Origin of the sequence: Labrenzia sp. CP4 (genome assembly GCF_001579905.1) — a bacterium.
Lineage (GTDB): Bacteria > Pseudomonadota > Alphaproteobacteria > Rhizobiales > Stappiaceae > Roseibium > Roseibium algicola.
In genome coordinates, this window is the sequence record NZ_CP011927.1 from 455,628 (window position 1) to 481,859 (window position 26,232).

Genomic DNA, 26,232 nt, shown 5'->3' on the forward strand with positions numbered 1-26,232 from the left:
GGCACATCAAGGTGCGCTGTGCTGCTTCACCCATTCCCACGTTTCTCCGATGCCGCGCCGCAGGGGAACGGCAGGTTGCCAGCCGAATGTCGCTCGTGCCCTGGCAATATCCAGCACCACCCGTGGCACATCGAAGTTGCGGCCCGGCTTGTAGACAGGTTCCAGGGTGCGCCCTGTGGTTTGGCCGATGATGTCGACGACCTGCGAGATGGACGTGCCTTCACCACTTCCGGCGTTGAAGCTGCCGGACGCGCCGGAGATCAGGGCGCGATGGCACAGGTCGGCAATGTCTTCGACGTGAACGAAGTCGCGCACGACGCTGCCGTCCCCCCAGATTTCGATGGGGGCGTCCTCCGCCACCTTGCGCAGATAGGTTCCGATCACGCCCAGAAGGCCGACCTGTGCCTGGCGCGGTCCATAGATGTTCGCCGGACGAAGGGCGACGAACTCGAGCCCGTGGAGCTGTTGTTCCATGCGCAGGTACTGTTCGATCGCCAGCTTGACGATGCCGTAGGATGAGATCGGGTTCAGCGGATGATCTTCCGGCACCGGATCCTTTGTCGGGATGCCATAGACTGTGCCACCGGAGGAAAAGAAGACGAGTTTCCTCGTTCCGCTTGCCCGCATGGCTTCCAGAAGGTGAACCGTGGGAACGAGGTTGCCGGAGATGTCGGCGGCCGGATCGAGGTTCGAGGTCGAGGGAACGGTCGTGCTGGCCAGATGCACCACCGCATCCACACCGGACAGGGTGTCGGCGAGCCGGTGATGATCGGACAGGCTGTGGAAGACGTAGTCGACACCGGGAAGCGGCGGCCGATACAGTTCCGGCCGGGTGTCCATGACCCGCACCGACAGGCCTTGCTGAAGGCACTTGTCCACGACATGAGACCCGATGAACCCGCAGCCACCGATCACAAGTACTTTCAAGACGGGCCTCTCCGGAATCGGCTGAAAAAGATGATCCGGACTTTAGAACGGCCCCGTGGCGATTTGTAAATGGGGCTTGGCCGGTTCGCCGTTGTCACCGCAAACAATCAGCGGGGACAATGGCCTGCGCAGGTGACAGGCAGGCACCACAAGGTTGGCAAGATCAGGATTTGTTGCCGTCCATGATCTTCTGCAGTTCCGGCAGGAAGACGTCGTAATAGCTTTCGGGGCTCAGCGGACCGATGAACTTATACCGGATCGTGCCTTCGCCATCGACGACGAAGGTTTCCGGCACACCGTAGACACCCCATTCGATCGCAGTGCGGCCACCGGTATCAGCGCCGACGCGCTGATACGGATTGCCGAGACTGCCCAGGAAGCGGCGCGCGTTTTCCGGCTTGTCCTTGTAGTTGATACCGAGAAGCTGGATGCCTTCGACCTTTGCCAGCTCTTCCAGAAGCGGGTGCTCCTGGCGGCAGGGCACGCACCAGGATGCAAACACATTGACGACGGAAACCTTGCCGATGAGATCCTGACGGGAAAACCCGGCAACGGCGGTGTCACCATCGGTGAGGCCTTCAACCGGCGGCAGGTCGAATTCCGGCGCCGGCTTGTTGATCAACGCAGAGGGAATTTTTTGCGGATCGCCGCCGAGGGTCAGCTGAAACAGGAACAGGGCGGCGAGCGCTGCGAACACCACCAAGGGCAGCAGCACCAGAACCGGGAAACCGCGTTTGGCAGTCTGCTGCCCGTGTCGGCCGGCACCGGTATCGTGGGACGTCATGAGCTTGCTTTTCCTTCACCGGCCGGCCGGGCGCGGGAAATGCCCCGGGCTGCCAGGTCCTTGAGGGCTTTTTCCTGTTGGGCCTTGTCGATGCGCACCCAGGCGATCAGTCCGATGACCGTGAAGAGGCAAAGGCCGTAGGACGCCCAGATGAAGCCAGCGTGTGGGCCTAGATCCATGAGAATTACTCCGCAGGCTGAGCCGTGGCTGCCGCTGTGCCTGGCTGGGCAGCGCTGGCTGCGCGCAAGCGCAGGGCACGCACGCGGCGGCGCAGGATCTCGTTACGCATTGCCATCAGATGCAACACGAAGAACAGCAGCGTAAAGGCGATCGCCATGACCAGCAGGGGCCAGAGAATGTCCGGATGAATGGTCGGGCCGTCCATGCGCATGACGCTTGCCGGCTGGTGAAGCGTATTCCACCAGTCGACCGAAAACTTGATGATCGGCAGGTTCAGCGCGCCGACGAGCGTCAGCACGGCTGCCGCCTTGCCGGCCTTGATCGGATCTTCCATCGTGCGCCACAGCGTCATCAGGCCGAGATACATGATCAGGAGGACCAGGACCGACGTCAGTCGCGCGTCCCAGACCCAATAGGTGCCCCACATGGGCTTGCCCCAGAGCGATCCGGTCACGAGTGCCATGAAGGTGAAGGCCGCGCCGATGGGGGCCGCGCTCTTGGCGGAAACATCCGCCAGCGGGTGTTTCCACACAAGGGTGCCAAGTGAGGACAGCGCCATCACGGAATAGCACATCATGCTGAGCCAGGCGGCCGGCACGTGGATATACATGATCCGCACGGTGTCGCCCTGCTGATAATCTTCAGGCGCAACGAAGAAGCTCATGTAGAGCCCGGCGGCGAACGCAATGACGCACAAGCCGATAAGCCAGGGCAGAACCACCTGGACCAGCCTCAAAAATCGCGTCGGATTTGCATAATCCCAAATTGCCATGGAACCGTTCTAATCTAGAGCGTTGTCCGCTTCAATGGACGAGTATGCCGCAGGGTGCATTGCGCGGTGTCAAATTGCCGTCAATCTCCTGCAAACCGGAGCGCCGCGGCAGCGGCAAGCGGGCCGATCACCGCCGCAATCAGCGACAGCGAACACAGGATCAGGAACGGCGTCAGAAACGGCACGGGATCATGAATAGCGGCATCCGCGGCACTGACGCCGAAAATCAGCACGGGAATGGCCAGCGGTATCACCAGCACTGCCAGCAGAAGACCGCCTCGGCGCAACGAGACGGTGAGGGCCGCGCCGATGGCGCCGATCAGCGTCAGGGCCGGTGTGCCGACCAGCAGCGTGAGCGTGACGGCTCCCGTGGCGACGGGGTCGAGATTGAGAAAGATGCCGAGCAGGGGGGCGGCGATCACCAGCGGCAGGCCCGTTGCGACCCAGTGCGCCAGGCACTTGATCAGCACAAGCAGTTCCAGCGACCGTCCGGCCATCAGCATCAGGTCCAGCGTTCCGTCCTCCCGATCAGCCTGAAACAGCCTGTCCAGTCCGAGGAGCGTCGCCAGCAGCGCGCCAATCCACAAGATGGCAGGACCGATGCGGGAAAGCAGGTTCAGATCCGGACCGACGCCGAAGGGAATGACGGTGACAACGGCCAGGAAGAACAGCACACCGACAAGCGCGCTGCCGCCGACGCGCACAGACAGCCGAAGATCTCGCCGAAACAGCACAACAGCCCAGGAACTCATGCGGGCAGATCCTCCTCGTGCAGCGAAACGGGTTCAGCGGTGCGCAGATGCAGGATCTTGGTTTTGGCAAGTGCCAGATCGGTGTGGGTAGCAGTTATGATCATGCCGCCGGCGGACAGATGTCCGTTCATCAGGTCCAGAAGCTGGCCTTCCGATGCCTTGTCCAGCGCCGATGTCGGCTCATCCATCAGCCAGATCGGCCGGGGCGTGACCAGAAGCCGGGCAAGGGCCAGGCGCCTCGTCTGACCGGCGGAGAGAAATCCTGCCGGCAGGTCTGTCGTGTGGCCTATGCCGAGGAGATCAAGCGCTTCCTCGGGAGACATTGCCGTTGCGCCAAAGACAGATGCCGAAACCGGTGAGGTGAAGCCTTGCCAGAACGTCAGGTTTTCCAGCACGGAAAGCGCCGCCTTGACTGCGTTCTGATGGCCGAAATAATGGGCGTGTTCAGCCGGTGACCGGTCGGTTTCTCCCTGTTCCAGCCGAAGCGTGCCGCCAGCCAGCGCGACAAGACCTGCCAGCGTCCGCAGCAGCGACGACTTGCCGATGCCGTTCGCGCCCGTCACGACCAGCGCCGTGCCGGAGGGAAGATCAAAGGACAGGTCCTGAAACACCCGGCGTCCGCCGCGATCGATGGTCAGGTTTTCGGCAATCAGTCTCAGGGGAATGCTCCGGCGGCAGGTTGGGTTGAACCTTGTTAGTTGGCCGCACTGTTATGATGCAAGGAAAATTCCCCGCCTTGTCTTTGCTCAAAGACAAAACACCCGGGGCTTGCCCCGGGTGCTTTGGTGTCCGGACCCGCTTGCCGGACAATTTCAAAAAGCAGCGCGGTTTGCCCGCGTTGCAGGGCGATCAGTCGAACACAGATGCGATCTGGTCGACGCTGACGCCTTCCTTGATTTCACGCAGGCGCGCATAAATCAGTGCGACAAGGATACTCAGGAAACCTGCGCCGACTGTGGAAATGGCAGCGAACAGGATGATGCCGATGACCATGCCGATGCTGCCGGCCGAGGCCACGAGGCCGACGACGAACAGAGCGACGATGTTGATGATGGTGGCACAGATGATGGCCAGTACCAGCGCACCCAGGATCGGCCAGCGGTATTCCTTGGTGAGATACTTGCTGCGGCCAAGACCGCCGAAGCCGGCGCGTTCAATCACCACGGCCGGTGCCATGACGGCGAATACCGCATAGACCCAAAGGCCAGGAACGACCAGCAGGACCAGGCCGATACCAACCAGGATCGAGACGACGATCGAAAGGATCGCCAGCGGCACGACAGCACTCAGGGCCGGACCGAAGTAACGGCCAAGCTGTACCGGGCGCGACAGCTTCGCGTCATAGGCAAGCTGCACCAGAAGCGCGGTGGTGATGGAATAGACCACCATGCTGACGAGGATTGACAGCACGTTGGCAACAGCGCTGCCAGGGCCGGTGAACTCCTGCGGCTGGATGCCGAGTGCGGCACCGAAGCCGACCAGCAGGCCGGAAATCAGGAAGCCGATCAGGTTCGGCACGAAGCCTACGATGACGACCTGAATGAAATGCTTGAGGAGGATCGAGAAGCTCTCGCCGATGATGGAGCCAACGCCAAGGGAGGCCGTGGGCTGGCTTAGGGTCGTGTCGGTCATTCAATTGCTCCGTAAAACTTCCAATAGTTTTTTCAAAAGTGGTTATCTAATTCCAGCCCACATACCGACGAACGCTGCCCGCCAAACGGGAGGAGCGACGATCATCCGCCTGAAGCCGTGGACTGTCCGAAAACCGGTAGATCCCGATCGCATGAGCATCTTGCCCGCCCTCTGCCGAAGACAGTTACTCTTGCGATTTTTCACCATAAATCCTTCTGCAGCAGGTCACAAGCGGGGCCGAGCGCGGAAGTTCAACCCTCCTGACACTCAGTCGAAGACATCGGCGACCTGGTCAACGCTGATACCTTCCTTGATTTCGCGCAGTCGCGCGTAAACCAACGTGGCAAGAATTGCCAACGGTCCGCTTGCCAGCGCGTTGGTTGCGGCAAAGACGGGCAGGGCCCAGACGTAACTTCCCTCACGGGCGAGAAGCTCCACTGGAAAAGCGCCGGCAATCGTGACAGCCAGCGAGCAAAGCCAGACCGGCAGCAGTGCGCCGGCAATCTGCCAACGATAGGTTTTCGTCAGCGCCCAGCTGCGGCTCATGCCGCTGAAGCCAATCCGTTCAATGACGACAGCGGGGGCCAGAACCGAGAAGACCGAACATCCCCACAGGGCGACAAAAGGAAGAACCGCAAGCGCCGTGATGGAAATCAGGGTCGTATTCACGAAGATTGCGATGAAGACCAGCGGCAGCGCAATGCACACGAAGATGACGACCAACAGCCCGTTTTGCAGGCAGATCGGTGCGCTGGCCTTGAGGGCCGGGAGCAAATAGCGGGAAATCGAGACCGGGCGGTTCAACCGGGCGTCATAGGTCAGCTGGGCGAGAAAGGCCGCAGTCACGGCAAAAACGATCACATCGACAAAGGCCGTCGCAAGGTCGACGAGGCCGGCCAGGTCGCTGGTGTCGTCCGTTTCCAGATTGAGCGCGGCATCGACGCCGACAAGCGATCCAGCCAGCAGAGCGCCCAGGAGGCTGACTACAAAACCGATCGCAAGCACCGGCACAAGATTCCGGATCGTGATGGAAAAACTGGTTCCTATCAGCGCGCCGATCCCAAGTGACTGCCGGACATGGCGCCCCTGCGACCCCTCGGACTGGCCAACCCGATCAAGGAAATAGGCTCTGAGGCTATGATTATCCTGTTTCTGCAATCTGGCTGATCCACTTGATGACTGGAGCCGGAGAGGGCGAAAGGTCTATTTTTCCTCACCGGATTGGGCGTAGTGCTTGTTTTCCCGCTTGTCGCCGAACAGCTGGCGTTGCTCGAGATGTTCCCGCTGGGCGTTGTAGAACGCCTGCAGGAACGGCATACGATCCACCGGAGGAACCGGAGCGGCATAGCCGATCTTCTTGCGGATCTTTTCCACGATGGCTTCCAGGGTGGCGTTCCGCTGGTGGGCAGCTTCGGCTCCGGACGGTGTATTCTGGCCACGCAGCAGCGTTTCCAGTGTCTGCAGTTCGAAGGCGCCGTAGTGGTCGAGCTGATGGGACAGGAAGACGAATTTCTTGCGTGCAGTCCCGGTCGCGACCGTCTCGCTGGCCAGATCCTTCAAAAGCACCGGTACCGGCAGGTGGATGACATGGGTGCCTGCCATCATGTCGCCCAGCCGGCGCCGGTAGCGGTTGAACAGGGGGATCATCAGCGACATGGCAACCCAGGCAAAAGCGGCGAGCGAGGCAAGCGGCGTTGCCGAATCCAGCGTCAGCAGAAGCGTCCCGGGCAGGAAGATCTCCGCCTCCTTCATCAGGTTGCGCAGGACAAGAGCGCGGGCGGTCAGTGGTCCGCCGTCATGGGAAACCACCTTGATCTTCATCAGCCGTTTCCCGAGGGTCTGGCCGTTCCAGGCCAGTTCGGCCAGCACATAGTAGGGAACCCGGATCAGGAAGAACAGCAGGGCGGCGATGGCCATCAGTGTCTGCGGTGTCGTCAGGTTGATCAGAGCGAGCAGGATCACCAGGCAGGTCGCGGCAATCGCGGTCAGGATGATATCGATGAGCTGGGCAGAAAAGCGCACCCCAACACCCGCGATGGGCAGCGTCAGTGCAACGCCCTCCGGCGGCACAAGCGTTGACGCCGGTGGCCGGTCGGTCTTGGTTCGTTTCCAGAAACGCACTCTCATCGCCGGCTCCGGCCTCCCAACAGGAACCAGGACAGCCAGAGCGCGCCGATCCCCCAGCCGATGATCAGCCGGGCCTCAAGGCTTTGCACCAGTTGCCGGCCGAAGCCTTCCAGAAGTGCGGCTGCCACCAGCATGATGGCTGCGACAATCGCCAGTTTCACAGCATCGCGACCGGCTTCGCGCAAGGCAACGCTGCGTGATCTGTCACCTGGAAAAAGCACCGCGGCCCCCAGTTGCAACCCGCCGCCGCAGGCAATGCAGATGGCCGAGATTTCGGTGACGCCATGGATCGACAGCCAGCCGACGAGATCGAGACCCAGGCCCCGGTCGACGTGAAGGGCGAGGAAGGCACCGAGCGACAGGCCGTTATAGAATGTCAGCAAGACGGCAGGGGCGCAGGCAAAGACACCAAGACCGAAAACGAAGATCGCGATGCGGGTGTTGTGGGAAAACAGATAGGTCGCGAATGCTCCGAGCCCGCTTGCCTGGTCGGTGCCGTAGATGACCGAGCGCAGGGATTCCGTGGTCGCGTCCGGCCCACGGTTGCCGGCAAGTTCGGCCGGCATCATCACGTAGAACCAGTCGTTGTTCTCAAAATAGAGCAGATAACCCGTGAGGGCACCGAGCGCCATGCACAGGAAGCCGATCAGAATGTAGAACCAGGACCGGCGCATTGCCCGTGGCGCGCCTTCCCTCAGGAAGTGCTCCAGCAGGCCTCCAAGCCGTTCCTGCGGGGCGTAGACGCACAGATATGCACGGGCTGTGAGCGCTTCCAGATAGCCGAGCAGGGCCTTGTCGAGCGAGATTTCGCGCGCAATCGCCAGCGAGGTCGTCGCCTGCCGGTAGAGAGAGGCAAGGTCGCGGGTCTCCGCGAATTCCATATGCTGAAGGCCCTGGCCTTCGGCCTTGCGAACCAGCGTTTCCAGCCTCTGCCAGTCGGCTTCACGCTCCTTTCGGAACCGGGCGGAGCGCATCAGATCCTGTGTGTCCATCAGATCAGCTCCCGGGCCTTGATCTCAAGATAGGCGGAAATCAGCCGCGCGGTCACGGCATTCGGTTTGGCGTCGACGATGGTAACGCCCATTCGGGACAGTTTTTCGAACACCAGGCGGCGTTCATTGAGTGCCTGGTTGGCGGCAACAAGCGTGGCCGCGCCATCGAGATCTCCCGGTGCCGTTTCCACCAGCTTCTCAAGGTCGGGATCGCGGATTGCGACGAAAATCAGCAGGTGCCGCTTGGCCAGGATGCCGATGTTTTCCACCAGCAATTCGGCCGATGTGGTGTCGACGAAATCAGTGAAGATGATCAGCAGGCTGCGTTTGGGCGTCCGGGCGTTCAATTCGGTGAGCGCGAGGGTGTGGTTGGTTTCGCGGCTGACATAGGAAAGCTCCGCCGTCCAGCTGCGCAGCCGTGCAAACGCCGTCCTGCCCGGAGCGGGTGCGGAGAAGGTGCGCGGTTTGACGTCGTAGGAATAATAACCGACCAGATCACCGCCAATGGCAGCCGCCCAGGCGGTCGCCAGCGCTGCGGTCACAGCGTGGTCGATCTTCGGCAGGCCGCCGATCTCCTCGCGCATCAGATAGCCGTTGTCGAGTGCGACAATGACATGGTGATTGCGCTCGGCGCGCAATTCCTTGGCGACAAGGGAACGCCGTCGGGCCGACCGCTTCCAGTCGATCGTCTTGATGTCCATGCCCTGGACGAAATCCCGCAGTTGCTGGAATTCCGATCCTTCACCGACAGCGCGGTTTTCCTTCACGCCGTAAAGCGTCGACAGAACGGTGGTGGTGATCTGCCCGGACTGGACCATGCGGATGTTCGGGACCACGCGGATTTCCGCCCCGACGGCCAGTTTCGGCACGAACTCCAGCAGTTTGAGACGCGAGTGCCAGGACAGCCAGAGATGGTCCACGCGCCAGATGCCGCGCCGGATCGCCCGGCAGGCAACCTCCGCCCGCGAGCTGCCGTCCGCCGCCGGGGCAAACGCGAATTCCGCGTCGCCGCCAAGGCCTTCCGGCCAGTCCAGTTTCGCTCGCAGGGCCAAGGGCGCCTGGGCAAGTTCCAGTTGAAGCTTTGCCGTCTCGCCGACAAATACCTCCGCCGGAGCCTCGAACGTCAGGTTCTGCGGTCGCCGGAGTGACATGGCCATGTCGATGACGACCAGAAGCACGAGCACGATCCAGGGAACCGCGCCGATTTCACGCGCAGCGCCCCCGGTGACAACCGTGATCACCGAGATGGCCAGAGCCAATGCGCCAAAGGCGAGCAGTCGTTTAGACGGCCGGATCAGCGGGGAGCCTCGATCTGGTTGAGGATGTTTTCCAGGACCTGCGCCGGGCTGCGGCCTTCGATTTCCGCCGCCGGGCCGAGAACGATCCTGTGGCGGAGGGCCGGCACGAACAGACGCTTGACGTCGTCGGGAATGGCGTAATCGCGTCCATTGAGCGCCGCCGTTGCCCGTGCCGCACTTGCCAGTGCGTCGGCCGCGCGGGTCGAGGCACCGAAGGCGATTTCGGAACTTTGGCGGGTCGCGCGGATCAGGCGCAGGATATAGGCGAGGATGTCATCCTTCAGGATGATGCTGTCGACCAGCGCCCTTGTTTCCTCAAGGGTGGTGGAATCGAGCACCTTGGACAGTGTGGCGGTTTCCATGCCGGCTTCCAGCGGCTTGTCCGCGTGCTGGCGCAGGATCGCCATCTCGATGTCTTCGGGCGGGAAGTCGATCACCAGCTTGAACAGGAACCGGTCGAGCTGGGCTTCCGGCAGGGGATAGGTGCCCTGCTGCTCGATGGGGTTCTGGGTTGCCACGACAATGAATTCCCGTCCGAGGGAATGATCCGTGCCGTCGATGCTGACCATGCGTTCGCTCATGGCCTGCAGCAGGGCGGCCTGGGTCTTGGGCGGGGCGCGGTTGATTTCGTCGGCCAGCAGCACCTGAGAGAACACGGGGCCCTTGGTCAGCACGAAGGCGTTGGTGCGGAAATCGAAGATCGAGGTGCCGAGCACGTCGCCGGGCATCAGGTCCGGTGTGAACTGGATACGGCCGAAATCGAGTGCCAGAGCCGCCGAGAAACTGCGGGCAAGCAGCGTCTTGGCGGTGCCGGGAGGGCCTTCCAGCAGCACGTGGCCGCGGGCAAACAAGGCGATCAGCAACAGGTCGATGATGTCGTCCTGACCGAGTACGGTCCGGCCGATCTCCGTCCGCAAGGCATCGGTCCGTTCGCGCAGCGCTTCAAGCGTCATGGGTTATTTGCTCCAATACCTGTTCCAATTGGTCGATTTGCTGGATGGCTTCCGTGGCCGGAAGCCGGGCAGGCAGTTTTCGTATGTCGGCCAAGATCGCGCGCAGGCGCGGTGCAAGGGCCGGATGCCGGCGTTCGGTGTAGGTCAGGAAGGCGTCTTCCCCGGCATAGTGGCGGGCATGGGCCGGACCGAACAGGGCAGAGGCCGTCGCCGAAATACGGGCGGTGGCATATTCGCGAATGAGAGCGCCATCCTGCCCGGAAAGCCGCATCAGCCTAGCGCGCGCCTGGACCGCCAGATCCTTGCCGGCGCCAGGTCCCGCCTCTTCGTCGCGGATGGGGCCGTAGCGGATGAAGCTGCGCCAGAGCGCCAGCCCCAGCAACAGTGCTGTGCCGAGCCACAGGGTCAGGAAGGGCGGTCCGAAGAAACGGCGCAGATCTTCCCAGGTGCGCTCGCGCTTGGGTTCGCTCACGGGATCGCGCAGCCAAGAGGAGCGGCTGTAGTCGATGACGATATTTCGGCTGCCGGCCTTTTCGGTCAGGACATCGAGGGCAATCTTGGCATTGTCGCCCAATCGCAGGCCGTGGTTGTTGATCAGGTCCGGATCGGACAGCACCAGAATACGATCCTGTTCGCCGTCACCGGCATTGGCGAGCGGGCAATCGGCCAGCAGCATTGCGCCGGTGTCACCGACGATCGGGCGGCAGGCCTCGTTGGCGAAGGTCTGGGCGGCGTAGATCTCCGCCCGCAAGGGCTCGCCTTGCTGTGACTGGTACCGGAAGTCGGAGAAGGGCCGACTTGCGGCGGCAATTTTCGTGCCGCTGGTGCCGGTCACCTTGTTGACGATTGTCTGAAGACGGTCCGCCTCAACCTTCAGGAAAGGGTGGGCAAGGCCTGTCAGGCGCATGCCGCTACGCCATTTCGGCAGCACAAGCAGGGTTGGAACGCGCTCGGCCTTTTCCAGGACGACCGCGGTCGCCAGATCGTATTCGTCCTGCTGCAGCAGCAGTTCTTCCTTGGTACGGGGGCTGCTGCGTTCGCTGTCCGGCAGCGTATCGTAAAGCGGTACCACAAGCAGGCCGACCGCTGTCTGGTCCATCAGCCAGCCGCCGGCAAAATTCTGCGCACTGGCCCCATTTGTCGCCAGCCAGACCTGCAGGCCGTCCAGCCCGGCGGGCGAGCGGCGCAAGACCTGCTGGCGCTGGGACAGGATGTACCAGCCGGCAATCAGAACCGCGACGCAGATCAGTGCGATGACGGCGGTTTCAAGGCTCGGGCCCTTCGGCCGCGTATTTGCAGCACTCTCGCTCATGCCGCCTCCGGACCCAGCAGGTAGCGGCAGTTCGCAACGTGGTCGTTGAACTCGTCTTCGCTGACGTTCCTGCCGCCGAATTGCACTCGTTCGGCCATGGTCACAAGCTTGCGCAGCAGTTCCCTTGCCTGGCTTTCGGGCAACTGGCGCAAGGCGTCGCGTGCCGTCCAGCTGCGCTGCATCAGGATGCCGTTGGCTGCAATGGCGGTGGCCAGCACCTTTTGCGTCAGCAGCACAAGGGCCCTCTGACGGTCTTCCATGCGCAGGATCTCGTCAAGCGGAGCGAGTTTTTCCGCCCAGATCGGGGCCTGTCCGCGGATTCGGGGGCGGGTGCTGTCGGGATTGCCGGCCTCACGGCCTAGCGACACCGTGAACCGTCCACCGAAGCGCAGGAAGAAATAGGCAACGGCAACAAGGATGCCGCCTACGATCAGGCCCGGAATCCAGCGGTTGTCGATGGTCGGGTCTGCCTGATCCGCCGCAGGTTTCGGCGGCTCCTGGGTGGTGTCCAGTTTGGGTGGCGGTGCGGAGGGGTCGAAATAGGCCACGTCCGTATCGATCCCGCGCAGACGGATTGCGCGCAGGTATTCCGTGCCCGAGTCGCCGATTTCAAGCGGTTCCTGAACGGCTTCTTGTGCATATGAGGGGAGCAACGTCCCTGAAAGGATCAATAAAAAACAGACGATCAAAAATCGGCGCATGACGGGTTTATTAGCGGCTCGGTCTGAGCTTCGCAACCGACAGCTGCTGCCAGGGTTCCGTCAGGGTCTCGCTCCCCGTTTTTACCCAGGGCATTCACTGCCCGATCCGCTCCAGATGTTCGCCGAAATAGAGCATGTTCCCGTCCGGGTCCCTTGCGCCGAATTCGCGCATGTCCCAGGGCCGGTCGATGATCGCCTCGGCGATATCGGCGCCCGCTTCTGTCACCGAGGTGTAATAGCCGTCGATCCCGGCCACGAAGCAATAGGCCGTCGCCGGATGCCGTCCGGCCCCGGCCGACAGATGCAATTCGACATGGTCCCGGCACAAAATGGCATAGCGGACGGGCTCGGCCTCCGTATCCGCCCATTCGAACCGGCTCTCGAACAGGAGCCTGTTCTGGTAATAGGCGACGGCGGCCTTCAGGTCGGAAACCGGAAAGACCGGAGCGATATTGGAGAGATGCGGTGGTTTGGTATCTGGCATGAGTAAACCTCCGGAACTGCCTGAGGTTGAGCCTGACGGACTTTTCCACCAGTGGCAAATAACAAAAGCGCCCTGCAGGGTCCGCGGCCAGGCGACTAACTCTCGGCTGGTCATTCCGGACGGTCTGCAGCGTAGCTGCATGGCCCGATCCGGGATCCAGTGAATCAGCGTGAGCGAAAGCGAGCGCAAACTCAAACAAACATCCGACACTTAAAAAAGACGCGCCTGCGGCGCGAAGCATGCGCTGGGGTCCGGATCAGCGCGCAGCTTCGCTGCACTTGTCCGGAATGACTCGCTGGGGGGGTATCCAAAAAAACGGGCCCCTCGGGGCCCGCTTCGATCTCACCTGACTTGAAAAGCCGGCCCTCAGCTCGTCACGAGGTTCCTGAGCACGTAGTGCAGGATGCCGCCGGCCTTGATGTATTCCAGCTCGTCCAGCGTATCGACACGGCACAGGCATTCGATGGTCTTGGTGGTGCCGTCCTCATAGGTGACTTCGACGTCCATCATCTGGCGTGGCTGGATGTCGGCGATGCCCTTGATGGTCACGCGTTCCTTGCCGGTGATGTTATGCGACTGCCAGCTTTCGCCTTCCTTGAAGGTGAGCGGGATGACGCCCATACCGACCAGGTTGGAGCGGTGGATACGCTCGAAGGACTGCGCGATGACCGCGCGCACGCCAAGGAGGTTGGTGCCCTTCGCGGCCCAGTCACGGGACGAGCCCGTGCCGTATTCCTTGCCGGCGAAGATGACCAGCGGAACACCTGCTTCCTTGTATTCCATGCAGGCGTCGTAGATCCATTCCTTCTTGCCGTCCTTCATGGTGACGCCGCCTTCGACACCCGGAACCATCTGGTTCTTGATGCGGATGTTGGCGAAGGTGCCGCGCATCATGACTTCATGGTTGCCGCGGCGCGAGCCGTAGGAGTTGAAGTCCTTCTGGGCGACCTGGTGCTCGGACAGGTATTTGCCAGCCGGGCTGTCCAGCTTGATCGAGCCGGCCGGTGAAATGTGGTCGGTGGTGATCGAATCCAGGAACAGGCCCATGACCGCCGCATTCTCGATGTCCTGAAGCGGCTTCGGCTCCATGGTCATGCCTTCGAAGTAGGGCGGGTTCTGGACGTAGGTTGAGGACACCGGCCAGGAGTAGGTCAGGCCGCCTTCCACCTTGATGCCCTGCCAGTGCTCGTCGCCCTTGAAGACGTCGGAATAGCGGGTGCGGAACATCTCCTCGTTGATCGAGGCGCGGATGAGGTCGGTGATCTCTTCCGTGGTTGGCCAGATGTCCTTCAGGTAGACCGGGTTGCCGTCCTGATCCTCTCCGAGGGGATCCTCGGTGATGTTGATGTTCAGGTTGCCTGCAAGGGCATAGGCGACCACCAGCGGCGGCGAGGCCAGGTAGTTGGCGCGCACGTCCGGATTGACGCGACCTTCGAAGTTGCGGTTGCCGGACAGCACCGAGCAGGCAATCAGGTCGTTGTCGTTGACCGCCTTGGAGATCGCCGGGTCCAGCGGACCGGAGTTGCCGATACAGGTGGTGCAGCCGTAGCCGGCCAGCGTGAAGCCGAGCGCGTCGAGATCGTCCTGAACGCCGGCCTTTTCTAGGTAGTCGGTCACGACCTGGGACCCGGGCGCCAGGGAGGTTTTCACCCATGGCTTCACCTTCAGGCCCTTCTTCAGCGCGTTGCGGGCCACGAGGCCGGCACCGATCAGAACGGACGGGTTGGAGGTGTTGGTGCAGGACGTGATGGCGGCGATCACAACGTCGCCGTTGCCGATGTCGTAGTCCTTGCCTTCAACGGCAACGCGCTTGGACAGCTCGCCCGCCTTCTTGAATTCGTCCGTCATGGTCTTGGCGAAACCGGCTGCGGCATCGGCAAGATTGATACGGTCCTGCGGGCGCTTCGGTCCGGAAATCGACGGAACGACGGTGGAAATGTCGAGTTCCAGCGTGTCGGTGAAGACCGGCTCCTCGCCGCCGGAACGGTACATGCCCTGTGCCTTGGAGTATTCGGCAACCAGGGCGACGCGGTCCTTGTCGCGGCCGGTGGCTTCCAGGTACTTCAGGGTTTCCTTGTCGACCGGGAAGAAGCCGCAGGTCGCGCCGTACTCCGGCGCCATGTTGGCGATGGTGGCCGCATCTTCCAGCGACAGGTTGTCGAGGCCGGGGCCATAGAATTCGACGAATTTGCCGACGACGCCCTTCTGGCGCAGCATTTCCACGACGCGCAGCACGAGGTCGGTCGCGGTGATGCCCTCGTTCAACTTGCCGGTCAGCTTGAAGCCGACGACTTCCGGGATCAGCATGGAGATCGGCTGGCCGAGCATGGCGGCTTCCGCCTCGATGCCGCCGACGCCCCAGCCCAGAACCGCCAGGCCGTTGACCATGGTGGTGTGGCTGTCGGTGCCGACCAGCGTGTCGGGATAGGCGACGGTTTCACCGTCCTCGTCCCTGGTCCAGACGGTCTGGGCCAGATACTCCAGGTTCACCTGGTGGCAGATGCCGGTTCCCGGGGGGACGGCACGGAAATTGTTGAAGGCGGACTGGCCCCAGCGCAGGAACTCGTAGCGCTCGCGGTTGCGCTCATATTCCAGTTCGACGTTCTGCCTGAAGGCGTCCTTGGTGCCGAAATAATCGATCATCACCGAGTGGTCGATGACAAGGTCGACCGGAACCAGCGGGTTGACCTTCTCCGGGTCGCCGCCGAGCTTCACGGCAGCATCGCGCATGGCGGCAAGGTCGACCACGGCCGGAACACCGGTGAAGTCCTGCATCAGCACGCGGGCCGGGCGATAGGAGATCTCGTGATCGGACTTGCGGGTCTTCAGCCATTCGGCGCAGGCAAGGATATCTGCCTTGGTCACCGTGCGGCCGTCTTCGAAGCGCAGCAGGTTCTCAAGCACCACCTTCAGCGAGAACGGCAGCCTGGAAACACCTTCGAGGCCGTTCTTCTCCGCTTCGGGAATGGAAAAATAGGTGTAGGTCTTGCCGCCGGCGGTCAGTGTTTTCTTACACTTGAAGCTGTCGAGGGACTGGGTCACGACGTGCGATCTCCTTTATTGTCCAAAAGGCCCGGGCCGTGTGTGCACCGGTGCCTGGCATACTCTCTCAAGGCTCCGGAAACGGAGCTGCAGCGCTCTGTCATCCGGCATCCTTCCGCGCGGATACGATGAGAGCCTCTCCCTCAGTCGCCGCCGCAAATTGATGCGCCGCACCTATAGCAATCTTTGGCTGCGACCACCAGACACGACGCCGTCGCCGTTGTCGAGACTTCGGTTGAAGTTTCAGCCTCTTGAAACGGCGTCGTCCGGAAATCGAAGCCAGAAAACACCTTCGGAAATTCGAAAATGCGATCTTGGGTGCATGCAGATGCGCCAACCGGTATATAGACATCATTTATTGGATGGGAAGATATTGCATACCATTGTATACTGAATTAAAACGCCGCTCAGCTAGCCTGTCCCGGCCCGCCAGACCTCTCGGCGATCCGGAAGCCAGGCTTCAAACAACACCAGGACGCCGGGATCATCATGAGCTTGTATGAAGACTACCTGAAAGAGATCGAAACGCGCAAAGGCCAGGGTCTGCATCCCAAGCCCATCGAAGACGCCGCTCTCGTTGAAGAGATCGTCGCGCAGATCAAGGATACCGGTAATCAGCACCGGCAAGAGTCGCTCAAGTTCTTCATCTACAACACGCTGCCGGGCACCACGAGCGCTGCCGGCGCGAAGGCGAAGTTCCTGAAGGAAATCATCCTCGGCACGTCAGTTGTTGATGAGATTACCCCGGCGTTTGCCTTCGAACTCCTGTCCCACATGAAGGGTGGCCCTTCCGTCGAGGTTCTGCTGGACCTGGCTCTTGGCGACGATGCCCAGATCGCCAGGGACGCTGCTGAAGTCCTGAAGACGCAGGTTTTCCTCTACGATGCCGATACGGATCGGTTGAAGGCCGCCTATGAGGCCGGCAACGAAATCGCCAAGGATGTTCTGGAAAGCTACGCTCAGGCCGAGTTCTTCACCAAGCTTCCGGACATCGACGAGGAAATAAAGGTCGTCACCTATGTCGCCGCCGAAGGCGACATTTCCACCGACCTTCTGTCCCCCGGCAACCAGGCGCATTCGCGTTCCGACCGCGAGCTGCACGGCAAGTGCATGATCTCCGAAGCGGCCCAGAAGGAAATCGAAGCGCTCAAGCTGCAGCATCCGGGCAAGCGCGTCATGCTGATTGCCGAAAAGGGCACCATGGGTGTGGGGTCGTCCCGTATGTCCGGCGTCAACAACGTCGCCCTGTGGACCGGCAAGCAGGCCAGCCCCTATGTTCCGTTCGTGAACATTGCCCCGGTCGTTGCCGGCACCAACGGCATTTCACCGATCTTCCTGACCACCGTCGGCGTGACCGGCGGCATCGGCATTGACCTGAAGAACTGGGTCAAGAAGCTGGACGAAAACGGCAAGCCGATCCTGAACAATGACGACAGCCCGGTTCTGGAACAGAAGTATTCCGTCGAGACCGGCACGGTGCTGACCATCAACACCAAGACCAAGAAGCTCTACAACGATACCGGTGACGAAGAACTGGCCGATGTCGCTTCCGCGCTGACCCCGCAGAAGGTCGAGTTCATGAAGGCCGGTGGTTCCTACGCCATCGTCTTCGGCAAGAAGCTGCAGAGCTTTGCCGCGGAAACCCTCGGCATCGAGATGCCGCCGGTGTTCGCACCCAACAAGGAAGTGTCGCACGAAGGCCAGGGCCTGACGGCAGTCGAGAAGATCTTCAACCGGAACGCTGTCGGCGTTGCGGAAGGCAAGGTGCTGCATGCCGGTTCCGACGTTCGTGTGAAGGTCAACATCGTCGGCTCGCAGGACACGACCGGCCTGATGACTTCCCAGGAACTGGAAGCCATGGCGGCAACGGTGATCGCACCGACCGTCGACGGCGCCTACCAGTCCGGCTGTCACACCGCTTCGGTCTGGGATCTGAAGGCACAGGCCAACATTCCGAAGCTGATGAGCTTCATGAACAAGTTCGGCCTCATCACCGCACGCGATCCCAAGGACGTCTATCACCCGCTGACGGACGTGATCCACAAGGTGCTGAACGACATTACCGTCGACGACTGGGCAATCATCATCGGCGGCGACAGCCATACCCGCATGTCCAAGGGCGTTGCCTTCGGTGCGGATTCGGGCACGGTTGCGCTGGCACTGGCCACGGGCGAAGCAACCATGCCGATCCCGGAATCGGTGAAAGTGACCTTCAAGGGCACCATGAAGGATCATATGGACTTCCGTGACGTCGTTCATGCCACCCAGGCACAGATGCTGAAGCAGTTCGGCGACAACGTCTTCCAGGGCCGCATCATCGAAGTGCACATCGGCACGCTGCTCGCCGACCAGGCGTTCACCTTCACCGACTGGACCGCGGAAATGAAGGCCAAGGCCTCCATCTGCATCTCCAACGACGACACCCTGATCGAATCCCTGGAAATCGCCAAGAGCCGTATCCAGATCATGATCGACAAGGGCATGGACAACGCCAACAAGGTTCTGCAGGGCCTGATCGACAAGGCAGACAAACGCATTGCCGAAATCCGCTCCGGCGAGAAGCCGGCCCTGATGCCGGACGACAGCGCGAAGTATTTCGCGGAAGTCGTGGTGGATCTGGACCTGATCGACGAGCCGATGATCGCCGACCCGGACGTGAACAACGAGGATGTCTCCAAGCGTTACACCCACGACACGATCCGCCCGGTTTCCTATTATCGCGGCGAGAAGAAGGTCGATCTGGGTTTCGTCGGTTCGTGCATGGTGCACAAGGGCGACATGAAGATCGTCGCCCAGATGCTCAAGAACCTCGAAAAGACCAACGAGAAAGTCGAGTTCAAGGCACCGCTCGTGGTGGCTGCGCCGACCTACAACATCATCGACGAGCTGAAGGAAGAAGGCGACTGGAGCATTCTGCAGAAATACTCCGGTTTCGAATTCGACGACAACTCGCCGAAGAACACCGCCCGCACCGAATACGAGAACATTCTCTACCTTGAGCGTCCGGGCTGTAACCTTTGCATGGGTAACCAGGAAAAGGCCGCCAAGGGCGACACGGTTCTGGCAACCTCCACGCGCCTCTTCAAGGGCCGTGTCGTGGAAGATTCCTCCGAGAAAAAGGGCGAATCCCTGCTGGCCTCGACGCCGGTCGTGGTTCTTTCGGCCATCCTTGGCCGGACGCCGAGCCTCGACGAGTACAAGGCGGCTGTCGAAGGGATCGATCTGACCAAGTTCGCTCCGCCGAACCAGAAGCCGCTCGACGCACGGTCGGTTCATTTCTAAGAGCTAGCTGCGTTCATTCAGAACACAGACGCAATCTGGGGCCGCCCGATCGATACCGATCGGGCGGCCCTGCTGCATTTGCGGGTCAGGACGGGACGTTGAAGCCAACGAGGTGATTGTTTGGCGGCAGGAAAAAGTGTTCCATGGGAATGGCCGGTGATTTCGGCCGATTTCTTAAATTCATTTCCATGGGGGCTTTCATGAAATACCGCGTGCCCGCAGTTCTTTTTCTTCTTGCCGGCTCTATGCAGAGCGCTCTGGCTGACCCGTGTCAGGATCGTTTCACGGAACTCTATCTGCAACTCGATCAGACGACGCCGACCAAGACCCAGGTGACCACCGCCTTTAAGGGCGCGCCGCCGACCACCAATGACTTTTTCTACCTGTCGCAGGATCACTATCTGACCGTGCCAACCTCACCGGAAGGCCCGTGGGTGCTTGGCTACGGCAACGTGCTCTACCAATCCGCGGACCAGGGGTCGACCTGGGAAAAGATCCGCGAGATGGACACCGGCCAGAACGCGGATCAGGCACGTGCCGACAAGGAAACGAACGCAGCCACAATCCGCAACGCGGCCTGCAGCGAGGAAGAGCTGGAGGGTGAGGCCGTGGAGGTGGTCGCAGCGGATATCACCGTCAGCCAGGGCATGGTCACGGAAAACCGCTACACCTACTATGTCCGCCGCAGTGACGATTTCATCGTCAAGGCGATCTACGACAGCAAGGCCCCGTCTTTCGAGATGGTGACCACCCAGGTGATCGAAAAAGCCCTTGGCCTGAACCTGCCGGTGCCGGAGTAAGGCAGCCAGCCAGGCGGAAGGATCGCGGGGCGGACGGCGGGTGTACCGATTGCGCGGAACAACAGGTGGTTCTGGTAAGCGGATGGCAAGCGAGGCTCGCCCCACCCTCAGATGTCATCCCGGGCTTGACCCGGGATCCAATCCCCATCACGGCGAGCTCGGAAACCTCTATTGCGTTCAGGCAGTCGCTTTGAGCCTTGGGCAAGTCTTGAGGCTCTGGAAATGAGTGGGCCCCGGGTCAAGCCCGGGGTGACACTTCCGGGTGGGGTGCGGCCTGGCGTTGATCGATGGTTCCGAATTCCAGCCCGGACCTCGGGATCGCCATATCCGCGAAGGTAGCCCGTTAGCCTTAGCCGCGTCCGCGATAGGGGGCGACGCCCTGGTCGGGGATCCAGACGCCGACCGGAGCGGGGCCGGTCTGGTAGAAGACGTCGATCGGGATGCCGCCGCGCGGATACCAATAGCCGCCGATGCGAAGCCACTCCGGATCGAGCAGGTCGACCAGGCGCTTGCCGATGGAAACCGTGCAGTCTTCGTGGAAGGCGCCGTGATTGCGGAAGGAGCCGAGGAACAGTTTCAGCGACTTGCTCTCGACCAGGAAATCGCGCGGCACATAGTCGATCACCAGATGAGCGAAGTCCGGCGCGCCGGTAATCGGGCACAGCGAGGTGAATTCCGGGGCAACGAAGCGGACCATGTAGCCCGTGCCAGCCTGCGGGTTCGGCACTTTTTCCAGAACCGCCTTGTCGGGATCATCGGGAAGTTCGGTGGAAGACCCGAGCTGGGTCAGGTTCTCGTAGATGCTCTTGTCGGACATGACTGTCTCCTGATTTTGAGCCTGTTCCGGAGACACGCTTTTGCGCTGTCAGTGGATGGGCTCCGTGTTCTTGAATGAACTCGCAAAGACCCAAAATTTGGGCTTTCGCTTCTCTACGCCCTCATCCTGAGGAGGGCCGTCAGGTCCGTCTCGAAGGATGGGCCGCTTGTTCTGTGCGTGCCGCCCATCCTTCGAGCCGCCGCTGGAGCGGCTCCTCAGGATGAGGGAGCGGTTTTGAAAAGCTTCCTCTCCGTTGTCATCCCGGACGAAGATCCGGGATCGGGGAGGCGAAGGCCTGTCGATTCTGCTCGCGACACCGTTGGCTTCCCGGTCCCGGCACGCGCTACGCTTGGCCGGGATGACACCGGAGAGGCCGGTTCCTAAACCCCGCGCAAATTGCCCCAGATCATCGTGTGAAGCTGCGGCAGGACGGTGGCTGCGTACCATCTGTCGGAGGTAACCCGGTCCACAAGCCAGCGCATGCGCTCCATGATGCCGGCCATGTCGATGGTGGCATCTTTGTCGGCTGCCGCCGGAGGGGTGTGGTTACCCGGCTGCAGGAAGCAGCTGAGATGCGGGTAGCGGTCTGAGACGTCCCGCGCGAAGGCATAGTCCGCCTCGTCGAAGACAACGACCTTCAGGACGGTCTGTGTCTCAGGCCCTGCGGCCTCGACGCATTCCGCCAGGCGCTGCCAGTCGGTGGTCATGCCCGAGGACGGCGGTTTCGGGCTCAGCGTCAGGACGTCGAGATCGGCAAACCAGTCCTTGGCGAGGCTGCCCTGCGTTTCCAGCGCGAAACGGTAGCCCTCTTTCCGGCCGAGTTCGATCAGGCCACCCAGCGGCTGGATCGCCGGATTGCCACCGGAAAGCGACACTGTCAGCGGATTGCCGCCGGACAGGATCTCCACCTGCATCAGGATGGCTTCCGGCGTCATTGGACACCATTCGTCCCGATGAGCGCTGTCGACAGCATGCAGCGTGTCGCACCAGGAGCAGCGGTAATCGCAGCCGCCGGTGCGCACGAACACGGTGGGTTGGCCAATCAGGGCGCCTTCGCCCTGAATGGTGGGGCCAAATATTTCGCTGACCCGGATCTGTTCGATACTCATGCCGCACGCGCTCCCGGATAGACGAGGGGACGGAATTCGGCGCAGGTCTTCGGCGTTTCCTTCACGCGAACGGCCGAGGTTTCCGGCCAGCGCTGGCGGCACCAGTTGTAGAAATAGCGCGCCATGGTCTCGGCGGTTACGCAATCATTGCCGAGCACGTCATTCAGGTGCCGGTGGTCGAGCGTGTCGTCGATGAAGCGCTTGAATTCGGACAGTTCGCGGTAATCGCGCACGAAGCCGATGCCGTTCAGCTCTTCCGACATCAGCTCCACCTGGACCACATAGTTGTGGCCATGCAGGCGGGCGCAGGGGTGGTCTTCTCCCAGGCCAAGGATCTGGTGGCTGGCGGAGAAGTGGAATTCCTTGGTGATCCTAAACATTGCACGCCTCCTTCCAGAACGCTTCGTCTGCGTAGACCGTCGGGTCGATGCCACCGGCCAGGTGAAAGGCTTCGCGCCGTTCCACGCAGGTGCCGCAGCGCCCGCAGTGAACCTCGCCGCCCTTGTAGCAGGACCATGTCTTGCGATAGTCGACGCCAAGCCTCAATCCCTCGGCGGCGATGTCCGCCTTGGAGGTGTGGACGTAAGGCGTGAAGAGGCTGATCTCGCCCATGCCTTCCAGCGCGTGGCGCTGCATGGTCTCGAAGCTTTCGGTGAAGGCCGGACGGCAGTCCGGATAGATGAAGTGGTCGCCGCCGTGGACGGCGGTCGCGACCGCTTCGGCACCGCGCGCGCTGGCAATGCCGAAGGCAATGGAAAGCATGATCGCGTTGCGGTTCGGCACAACGGTGATCTTCATGGTTTCCTCGGCATAATGCCCGTCCGGTACGTCCACGTTGTCGGTCAGCGCCGAGCCGGTCAGCTGGCGGCCGATATTGGAAATGTCGATCAGGATATGCTCGGTGTTCAGCTCATCGGCACAGGCCTTCGCGTAGTCCAGCTCCTTCTTGTGGCGCTGGCCATAGTCGAAAGATACGAGGCCGATCAGCTCGTGTTCCCGCGCAACCTTGTGCGCAAGGGTGACGGAATCCAATCCGCCGGAACAGATGACAAGTGTTTTCAACGATGTGGTCCCTTGTTTTCGCTGGCACCGGGTAGGCTGCGACCGGTGGTTCCCTTTTGGGGAACGGCGCGCGTTTTAGCAGGTTTTGGCGAAAAGGGAAGGGTGGGGCATGCCTTGAAGGATTTTCAGGAAAAGCAGGAAAATGGACAACGCGGGCGCATTACGCCCAGATCGCCATCCTCAGGCCGCGCTCATCGCGGCGGAAGTCCTTCGGAAACGGTTCCGCTTCTCCCCGAAAGATCCGCTCGGCAATCAGGCTGTTGGCGGCGGCGTCCAGAAGGTCGTCGCGTCCGCAGCCGCGCGGGGGGCTCTGGTCAAGAAACTCTCCGGGCAACCCCTTGGAGACGAGAAGGTCCCGCCGCTGGTCGAGGCCTGCCGGGTTGGCGCGGCTCTTGACCTTCTTGGGCAGGCTCATTTCCGCTCCGCCGTTGAGGCGCCAGAAGGCAAGTTCCGGGTGCACCTCGTGGACGCGTGTCTCCAGCTCCGGTGTCATCAGGGCGTCGATTTCCCGTATTTTCGGGAACAGGAAGAAACACTGCTTGGAGACTTTTTTCGGCGGGTCGGACGTGGCGAGTGCCGTGTTGCAGGCCTTCAGGTAATCGACTTCATAAACGGCGGGGCGGGCGGGCACGGAAAACACCGAGGATTGGCGCATGCCAAGGTGTTTGCGAGCAGCCTTTTCCGAGCCGCGACCGCCAGGGCCGATGCGGTCCGGCAAGCCGATGGGCATGTCGACAGCGACAATGGCAAGATGCGGGGTGTGTCCGACAATATCCGCGAAGGTCGGAAAGACGATCAGATCCAGATCGGCGGGGTCTTCCAGATTGCGGATGACCGCAACCCAGCCGGCCTTGCAGCCGTCGACACCGGCAACCCTTGTGCCTGCCCCGTCAGGCACGGGCCTTTGCTTCCAGAACCCGGCGCGAGGTGACGAGGGCCATTGCCTTCACCACGGAGTTCTGCTCCTCGGCAAACAGCAATTCGTCCGCGCCCTTGCGCACGCTGCGGGCAACCAGTTCAAAAACGGAGGCCGACGCACGTTTCAGGGCTTCCTCGTCGTTTTGACCGGCCAGAAGGTTGGACAGGAACAGGCCTGCAATCAGGTCTCCGGTGCCGTGCGGTGGATTGGCGATGGAAGCATGTTCGGCGGCAACGGCGCCACGCGGGCCTGCCAGAAGGTTGGCAATGGCGTTGCGGCGCAGGGCTGGCGAAGAGGTTACCATCACGCGCTCGTTGCCGAGAACCCGGGCGGCGGCGAGAGCCTGCATTTCGCTGTCGATCTCGCGGCCCGTCAGCCAGCCGAGTTCAAAGGCGTTGGGCGTGACGACATCGGCCAGGGGCACCAGCTGGTCTCGGATTGCCTCGGCCGTTGCCGTGGGCACATAAAGGTTGCCGCTGCCTTCGTGCTGGTCGCCCATGACCGGATCGCACAGGTATGGCGCATCCGGATTGTGGGTCTTGACCGCCTTCACAAGTGACGCGATGGCGGCCGCCTGTTCCGGATTGCCGAGATAGCCGGAAATCACCGCGCCGACTTCGGCCAGTTTCGGGGATGCGGCAAGATCCTCAACAATGGCGGTGAAGTCTGCTGCAGGGGCAACGATGCGGGTGCCCTTGCCCTGTCCCGGATGCCAGGGCAGCAGGATGGTCGGCAGAAACCAGACATCATGGCCGATCCGCTCCAGCGCGAAGGTCAGTCCGCGGCCGCTGATACCGCCGCGCACCACCTGTGACGTGATCACCAGAACCGGCTTTCTCTGTGGCTCGGGAGCGCCCGGCTGCATCATGGGGTCGTGTTCCTTCCGGGGTTAGGCAGCGTCGGAGGACGACTTGCTGCCGGTGCCGTAGCGCTTTTCGATATAGTCCAGAACCATCTGCTTGAACTCGTCGGCAATGCCGGGCCCGCGCAGGGTCATGACCTTCTCGCCGTCGATGAAGACAGGCGCCGAGGGGGTTTCGCCGGTGCCGGGCAGGGAAATGCCGATGTCGGCATGCTTGGATTCGCCCGGGCCGTTGACGATACAGCCCATCACGGCAACGTTGAGGCTTTCAACACCCGGATATTGTTCGCGCCACTTGGGCATGGACACGCGGATGTGGTCCTGAATGTCCTGGGCCAGTTCCTGGAAAACCGTGGACGTGGTGCGGCCACAGCCGGGGCAGGCGGCCACCACCGGCACGAAGGCGCGGAAGCCCATCACCTGCAAAAGCTCCTGAGCCACCTGCACCTCGCGGGTGCGGTCGCCGCCCGGTTCCGGTGTCAGCGACACGCGGATGGTGTCGCCGATGCCCTGCTGCAAAAGGATACCCATGGAAGCGGCGGACGAAACGATGCCCTTGGTGCCCATGCCGGCTTCGGTGAGGCCGAGATGCAGGGCATAGTCGCAGCGACGGGCGAGATCGGCATAAACGGCGATCAGGTCCTGCACCTGGCTGACCTTGGCCGAGAGAATGATCTTGTCACGGCCCATGCCGAGGCCTTCGGCGCGCTCGGCGGACAGAAGCCCGGACTGGATAATCGTTTCGCGCATGACGGCCGCTGCTGAAACCGGATTTGCACTTTCGGCATTCTCGTCCATCAGCTTCGTCAGAAGCTCCTGGTCGAGTGAGCCCCAGTTGACGCCGATCCGGACCGCCTTGTTGTGCTTCTGTGCGATGTCGATGATCTGCGAGAATTGCGTGTCGCGCTTGGCCTTGAAGCCGACGTTGCCAGGGTTGATGCGGTACTTGTCGAGCGCTGCGGCGCAGTCGGGATAGTCGGTCAGCAGCTTGTGGCCGATGTAGTGGAAGTCGCCGACGAGCGGCACCGTGATGCCGATCCGCTCCAGCCGCTCCTTGATCCGTGGCACCTGGGCCGCAGCTTCTGCACGGTCCACCGTGATGCGCACGATTTCAGACCCGGCACGGGCGAGTGCCGCCACCTGCGCGACGGTTGCATCGGCATCCGCCGTGTCTGTATTGGTCATGGATTGCACCACGATAGGTGCATCGCCGCCAACCATCACATTGCCGACCTTCACACCGACGGAGGAGCGGCGGGGCAGGGCTTTCGCGAAATCATCGATCATCACAGGAACCAACGGGTTTTGAGCGTTTGCCCCTCATATGAGGGAACTGGGGCCGACTTTCCAGCGCATGATTAGGGCGTGCGGCAAAAAAGGGCAATGGCAGAGCCGCGGCAAAGGCAGGTCGATCTTCAGGCTCGC

Annotated in this window: 25 protein-coding genes; 2 read left to right on the forward strand and 23 right to left on the reverse strand. The window is 61.7% G+C overall.

Going from position 1 to position 26,232, the window contains the following annotated elements:
- Positions 1-6 precede the first annotated feature (6 nt).
- The 16 genes from ACP90_RS02230 to acnA all read right to left on the reverse strand — a co-directional run bounded on the left by ACP90_RS02230 (position 7) and on the right by acnA (position 15,956).
- Positions 7-927 carry an NAD-dependent epimerase/dehydratase family protein gene (locus ACP90_RS02230; RefSeq protein ID WP_062486474.1) on the reverse strand — a complete coding sequence of 307 codons (921 nt, stop codon included), beginning with the start codon at positions 925-927 and terminating at the stop codon, positions 7-9.
- Between the two features lie 163 nt (positions 928-1,090).
- Positions 1,091-1,711: a DsbE family thiol:disulfide interchange protein gene (locus tag ACP90_RS02235; RefSeq protein WP_023002741.1), complete on the reverse strand. Its 621-nt coding sequence runs from the start codon at positions 1,709-1,711 to the stop codon at positions 1,091-1,093.
- A complete protein-coding gene (gene ccmD / locus ACP90_RS02240) occupies positions 1,708-1,890 on the reverse strand; it encodes a heme exporter protein CcmD (RefSeq protein ID WP_023002742.1) in 183 nt (60 codons plus the stop codon). The genes ACP90_RS02235 and ccmD overlap by 4 nt, the downstream gene beginning before the upstream one ends.
- A 5-nt stretch (positions 1,891-1,895) precedes the next feature.
- A complete protein-coding gene (locus ACP90_RS02245; protein ID WP_023002743.1) occupies positions 1,896-2,663 on the reverse strand; it encodes a heme ABC transporter permease in 768 nt (255 codons plus the stop codon).
- A gap of 80 nt (positions 2,664-2,743) precedes the next feature.
- Entirely contained in the window at positions 2,744-3,415 is a 672-nt protein-coding gene (gene ccmB / locus ACP90_RS02250) for a heme exporter protein CcmB (protein WP_023002744.1), read from the reverse strand.
- Positions 3,412-4,080: a heme ABC exporter ATP-binding protein CcmA gene (gene ccmA / locus ACP90_RS02255; protein WP_353612767.1), complete on the reverse strand. Its 669-nt coding sequence runs from the start codon at positions 4,078-4,080 to the stop codon at positions 3,412-3,414. The genes ccmB and ccmA overlap by 4 nt, the downstream gene beginning before the upstream one ends.
- Positions 4,081-4,264: 184 nt before the next feature.
- Positions 4,265-5,047: a hypothetical protein gene (locus ACP90_RS02260; protein ID WP_023002746.1), complete on the reverse strand. Its 783-nt coding sequence runs from the start codon at positions 5,045-5,047 to the stop codon at positions 4,265-4,267.
- 267 nt (positions 5,048-5,314) lie between these two features.
- Positions 5,315-6,205 carry a hypothetical protein gene (locus tag ACP90_RS02265; protein WP_088665217.1) on the reverse strand — a complete coding sequence of 297 codons (891 nt, stop codon included), beginning with the start codon at positions 6,203-6,205 and terminating at the stop codon, positions 5,315-5,317.
- Between the two features lie 45 nt (positions 6,206-6,250).
- Positions 6,251-7,174, reverse strand: a complete 924-nt coding sequence (locus ACP90_RS02270) for an RDD family protein (protein WP_062486483.1) — start codon at positions 7,172-7,174, stop codon at positions 6,251-6,253.
- Positions 7,171-8,166 carry a stage II sporulation protein M gene (locus ACP90_RS02275; protein ID WP_062486486.1) on the reverse strand — a complete coding sequence of 332 codons (996 nt, stop codon included), beginning with the start codon at positions 8,164-8,166 and terminating at the stop codon, positions 7,171-7,173. The genes ACP90_RS02270 and ACP90_RS02275 overlap by 4 nt, the downstream gene beginning before the upstream one ends.
- A complete protein-coding gene (locus ACP90_RS02280; RefSeq protein WP_082809885.1) occupies positions 8,166-9,407 on the reverse strand; it encodes a DUF58 domain-containing protein in 1,242 nt (413 codons plus the stop codon). The genes ACP90_RS02275 and ACP90_RS02280 overlap by 1 nt, the downstream gene beginning before the upstream one ends.
- Before the next feature lie 53 nt (positions 9,408-9,460).
- Positions 9,461-10,417: a MoxR family ATPase gene (locus tag ACP90_RS02285; RefSeq protein ID WP_023002751.1), complete on the reverse strand. Its 957-nt coding sequence runs from the start codon at positions 10,415-10,417 to the stop codon at positions 9,461-9,463.
- On the reverse strand, positions 10,407-11,729 hold the full coding sequence (locus tag ACP90_RS02290) for a hypothetical protein (RefSeq protein ID WP_062486491.1): 1,323 nt from the start codon (positions 11,727-11,729) through the stop codon (positions 10,407-10,409). The genes ACP90_RS02285 and ACP90_RS02290 overlap by 11 nt, the downstream gene beginning before the upstream one ends.
- Positions 11,726-12,382, reverse strand: coding sequence for a DUF4129 domain-containing protein (locus ACP90_RS02295; protein ID WP_062486494.1), 657 nt, complete (start codon positions 12,380-12,382; stop codon positions 11,726-11,728). The genes ACP90_RS02290 and ACP90_RS02295 overlap by 4 nt, the downstream gene beginning before the upstream one ends.
- 142 nt (positions 12,383-12,524) lie before the next feature.
- Positions 12,525-12,914: a VOC family protein gene (locus ACP90_RS02300; protein ID WP_062486497.1), complete on the reverse strand. Its 390-nt coding sequence runs from the start codon at positions 12,912-12,914 to the stop codon at positions 12,525-12,527.
- 366 nt (positions 12,915-13,280) lie between these two features.
- Positions 13,281-15,956, reverse strand: a complete 2,676-nt coding sequence (gene acnA, locus ACP90_RS02305) for an aconitate hydratase AcnA (RefSeq protein ID WP_023002755.1) — start codon at positions 15,954-15,956, stop codon at positions 13,281-13,283.
- A 489-nt stretch (positions 15,957-16,445) separates the two neighbouring features.
- Here acnA and ACP90_RS02310 point away from each other — a divergent pair, with 489 nt between their 5' ends.
- Together ACP90_RS02310 and ACP90_RS02315 are read left to right on the forward strand one after the other, a co-directional pair.
- Positions 16,446-19,238 (forward strand): bifunctional aconitate hydratase 2/2-methylisocitrate dehydratase, encoded by a 2,793-nt coding sequence (locus ACP90_RS02310; protein WP_062486500.1) that lies wholly within the window; start codon positions 16,446-16,448, stop codon positions 19,236-19,238.
- Positions 19,239-19,381: 143 nt separating this feature from the next.
- A complete protein-coding gene (locus tag ACP90_RS02315) occupies positions 19,382-20,038 on the forward strand; it encodes a hypothetical protein (protein ID WP_145915708.1) in 657 nt (218 codons plus the stop codon).
- 349 nt (positions 20,039-20,387) lie between these two features.
- On the opposite strand, the gene queF is transcribed toward ACP90_RS02315, so the two are convergent.
- The 7 genes from queF to ispG all read right to left on the reverse strand — a co-directional run bounded on the left by queF (position 20,388) and on the right by ispG (position 26,094).
- A complete protein-coding gene (queF, locus tag ACP90_RS02320; RefSeq protein ID WP_062486505.1) occupies positions 20,388-20,855 on the reverse strand; it encodes a preQ(1) synthase in 468 nt (155 codons plus the stop codon).
- Positions 20,856-21,235: 380 nt separating this feature from the next.
- Complete coding sequence (queE, locus tag ACP90_RS02325) at positions 21,236-21,964, reverse strand: 7-carboxy-7-deazaguanine synthase QueE (RefSeq protein ID WP_062486507.1); 729 nt, start codon at positions 21,962-21,964, stop codon at positions 21,236-21,238.
- Entirely contained in the window at positions 21,961-22,344 is a 384-nt protein-coding gene (gene queD, locus ACP90_RS02330) for a 6-carboxytetrahydropterin synthase QueD (protein WP_062486510.1), read from the reverse strand. The genes queE and queD overlap by 4 nt, the downstream gene beginning before the upstream one ends.
- Positions 22,337-23,026 (reverse strand): 7-cyano-7-deazaguanine synthase QueC, encoded by a 690-nt coding sequence (gene queC, locus ACP90_RS02335; protein ID WP_082809644.1) that lies wholly within the window; start codon positions 23,024-23,026, stop codon positions 22,337-22,339. The genes queD and queC overlap by 8 nt, the downstream gene beginning before the upstream one ends.
- Positions 23,027-23,186: 160 nt before the next feature.
- Positions 23,187-23,924 (reverse strand): DUF429 domain-containing protein, encoded by a 738-nt coding sequence (locus tag ACP90_RS02340; RefSeq protein ID WP_062486513.1) that lies wholly within the window; start codon positions 23,922-23,924, stop codon positions 23,187-23,189.
- Positions 23,917-24,813 carry a pyridoxal kinase gene (gene pdxY / locus ACP90_RS02345; protein ID WP_062486516.1) on the reverse strand — a complete coding sequence of 299 codons (897 nt, stop codon included), beginning with the start codon at positions 24,811-24,813 and terminating at the stop codon, positions 23,917-23,919. The genes ACP90_RS02340 and pdxY overlap by 8 nt, the downstream gene beginning before the upstream one ends.
- A 21-nt stretch (positions 24,814-24,834) precedes the next feature.
- Positions 24,835-26,094, reverse strand: a complete 1,260-nt coding sequence (gene ispG / locus ACP90_RS02350; RefSeq protein WP_062491273.1) for a flavodoxin-dependent (E)-4-hydroxy-3-methylbut-2-enyl-diphosphate synthase — start codon at positions 26,092-26,094, stop codon at positions 24,835-24,837.
- Positions 26,095-26,232 lie beyond the last annotated feature (138 nt).

What these genes read in the sequence shown, in the direction of transcription:
- ACP90_RS02235 (WP_023002741.1), bottom strand. Translation starts at nt 1,711, where the DNA reads ATGACGTCCCACGATACCGGTGCCGGCCGACACGGGCAGCAGACTGCC.
- ccmD (WP_023002742.1), bottom strand. Translation starts at nt 1,890, where the DNA reads ATGGATCTAGGCCCACACGCTGGCTTCATCTGGGCGTCCTACGGCCTT.
- ACP90_RS02245 (WP_023002743.1), bottom strand. Translation starts at nt 2,663, where the DNA reads ATGGCAATTTGGGATTATGCAAATCCGACGCGATTTTTGAGGCTGGTC.
- ccmB (WP_023002744.1), bottom strand. Translation starts at nt 3,415, where the DNA reads ATGAGTTCCTGGGCTGTTGTGCTGTTTCGGCGAGATCTTCGGCTGTCT.
- ACP90_RS02260 (WP_023002746.1), bottom strand. Translation starts at nt 5,047, where the DNA reads ATGACCGACACGACCCTAAGCCAGCCCACGGCCTCCCTTGGCGTTGGC.
- ACP90_RS02270 (WP_062486483.1), bottom strand. Translation starts at nt 7,174, where the DNA reads ATGAGAGTGCGTTTCTGGAAACGAACCAAGACCGACCGGCCACCGGCG.
- ACP90_RS02275 (WP_062486486.1), bottom strand. Translation starts at nt 8,166, where the DNA reads ATGGACACACAGGATCTGATGCGCTCCGCCCGGTTCCGAAAGGAGCGT.
- ACP90_RS02285 (WP_023002751.1), bottom strand. Translation starts at nt 10,417, where the DNA reads ATGACGCTTGAAGCGCTGCGCGAACGGACCGATGCCTTGCGGACGGAG.
- ACP90_RS02290 (WP_062486491.1), bottom strand. Translation starts at nt 11,729, where the DNA reads ATGAGCGAGAGTGCTGCAAATACGCGGCCGAAGGGCCCGAGCCTTGAA.
- ACP90_RS02300 (WP_062486497.1), bottom strand. Translation starts at nt 12,914, where the DNA reads ATGCCAGATACCAAACCACCGCATCTCTCCAATATCGCTCCGGTCTTT.
- ACP90_RS02310 (WP_062486500.1), top strand. Translation starts at nt 16,446, where the DNA reads ATGAGCTTGTATGAAGACTACCTGAAAGAGATCGAAACGCGCAAAGGC.
- ACP90_RS02315 (WP_145915708.1), top strand. Translation starts at nt 19,382, where the DNA reads ATGGGAATGGCCGGTGATTTCGGCCGATTTCTTAAATTCATTTCCATG.
- queF (WP_062486505.1), bottom strand. Translation starts at nt 20,855, where the DNA reads ATGTCCGACAAGAGCATCTACGAGAACCTGACCCAGCTCGGGTCTTCC.
- queE (WP_062486507.1), bottom strand. Translation starts at nt 21,964, where the DNA reads ATGAGTATCGAACAGATCCGGGTCAGCGAAATATTTGGCCCCACCATT.
- queD (WP_062486510.1), bottom strand. Translation starts at nt 22,344, where the DNA reads ATGTTTAGGATCACCAAGGAATTCCACTTCTCCGCCAGCCACCAGATC.
- pdxY (WP_062486516.1), bottom strand. Translation starts at nt 24,813, where the DNA reads ATGATGCAGCCGGGCGCTCCCGAGCCACAGAGAAAGCCGGTTCTGGTG.
- ispG (WP_062491273.1), bottom strand. Translation starts at nt 26,094, where the DNA reads ATGATCGATGATTTCGCGAAAGCCCTGCCCCGCCGCTCCTCCGTCGGT.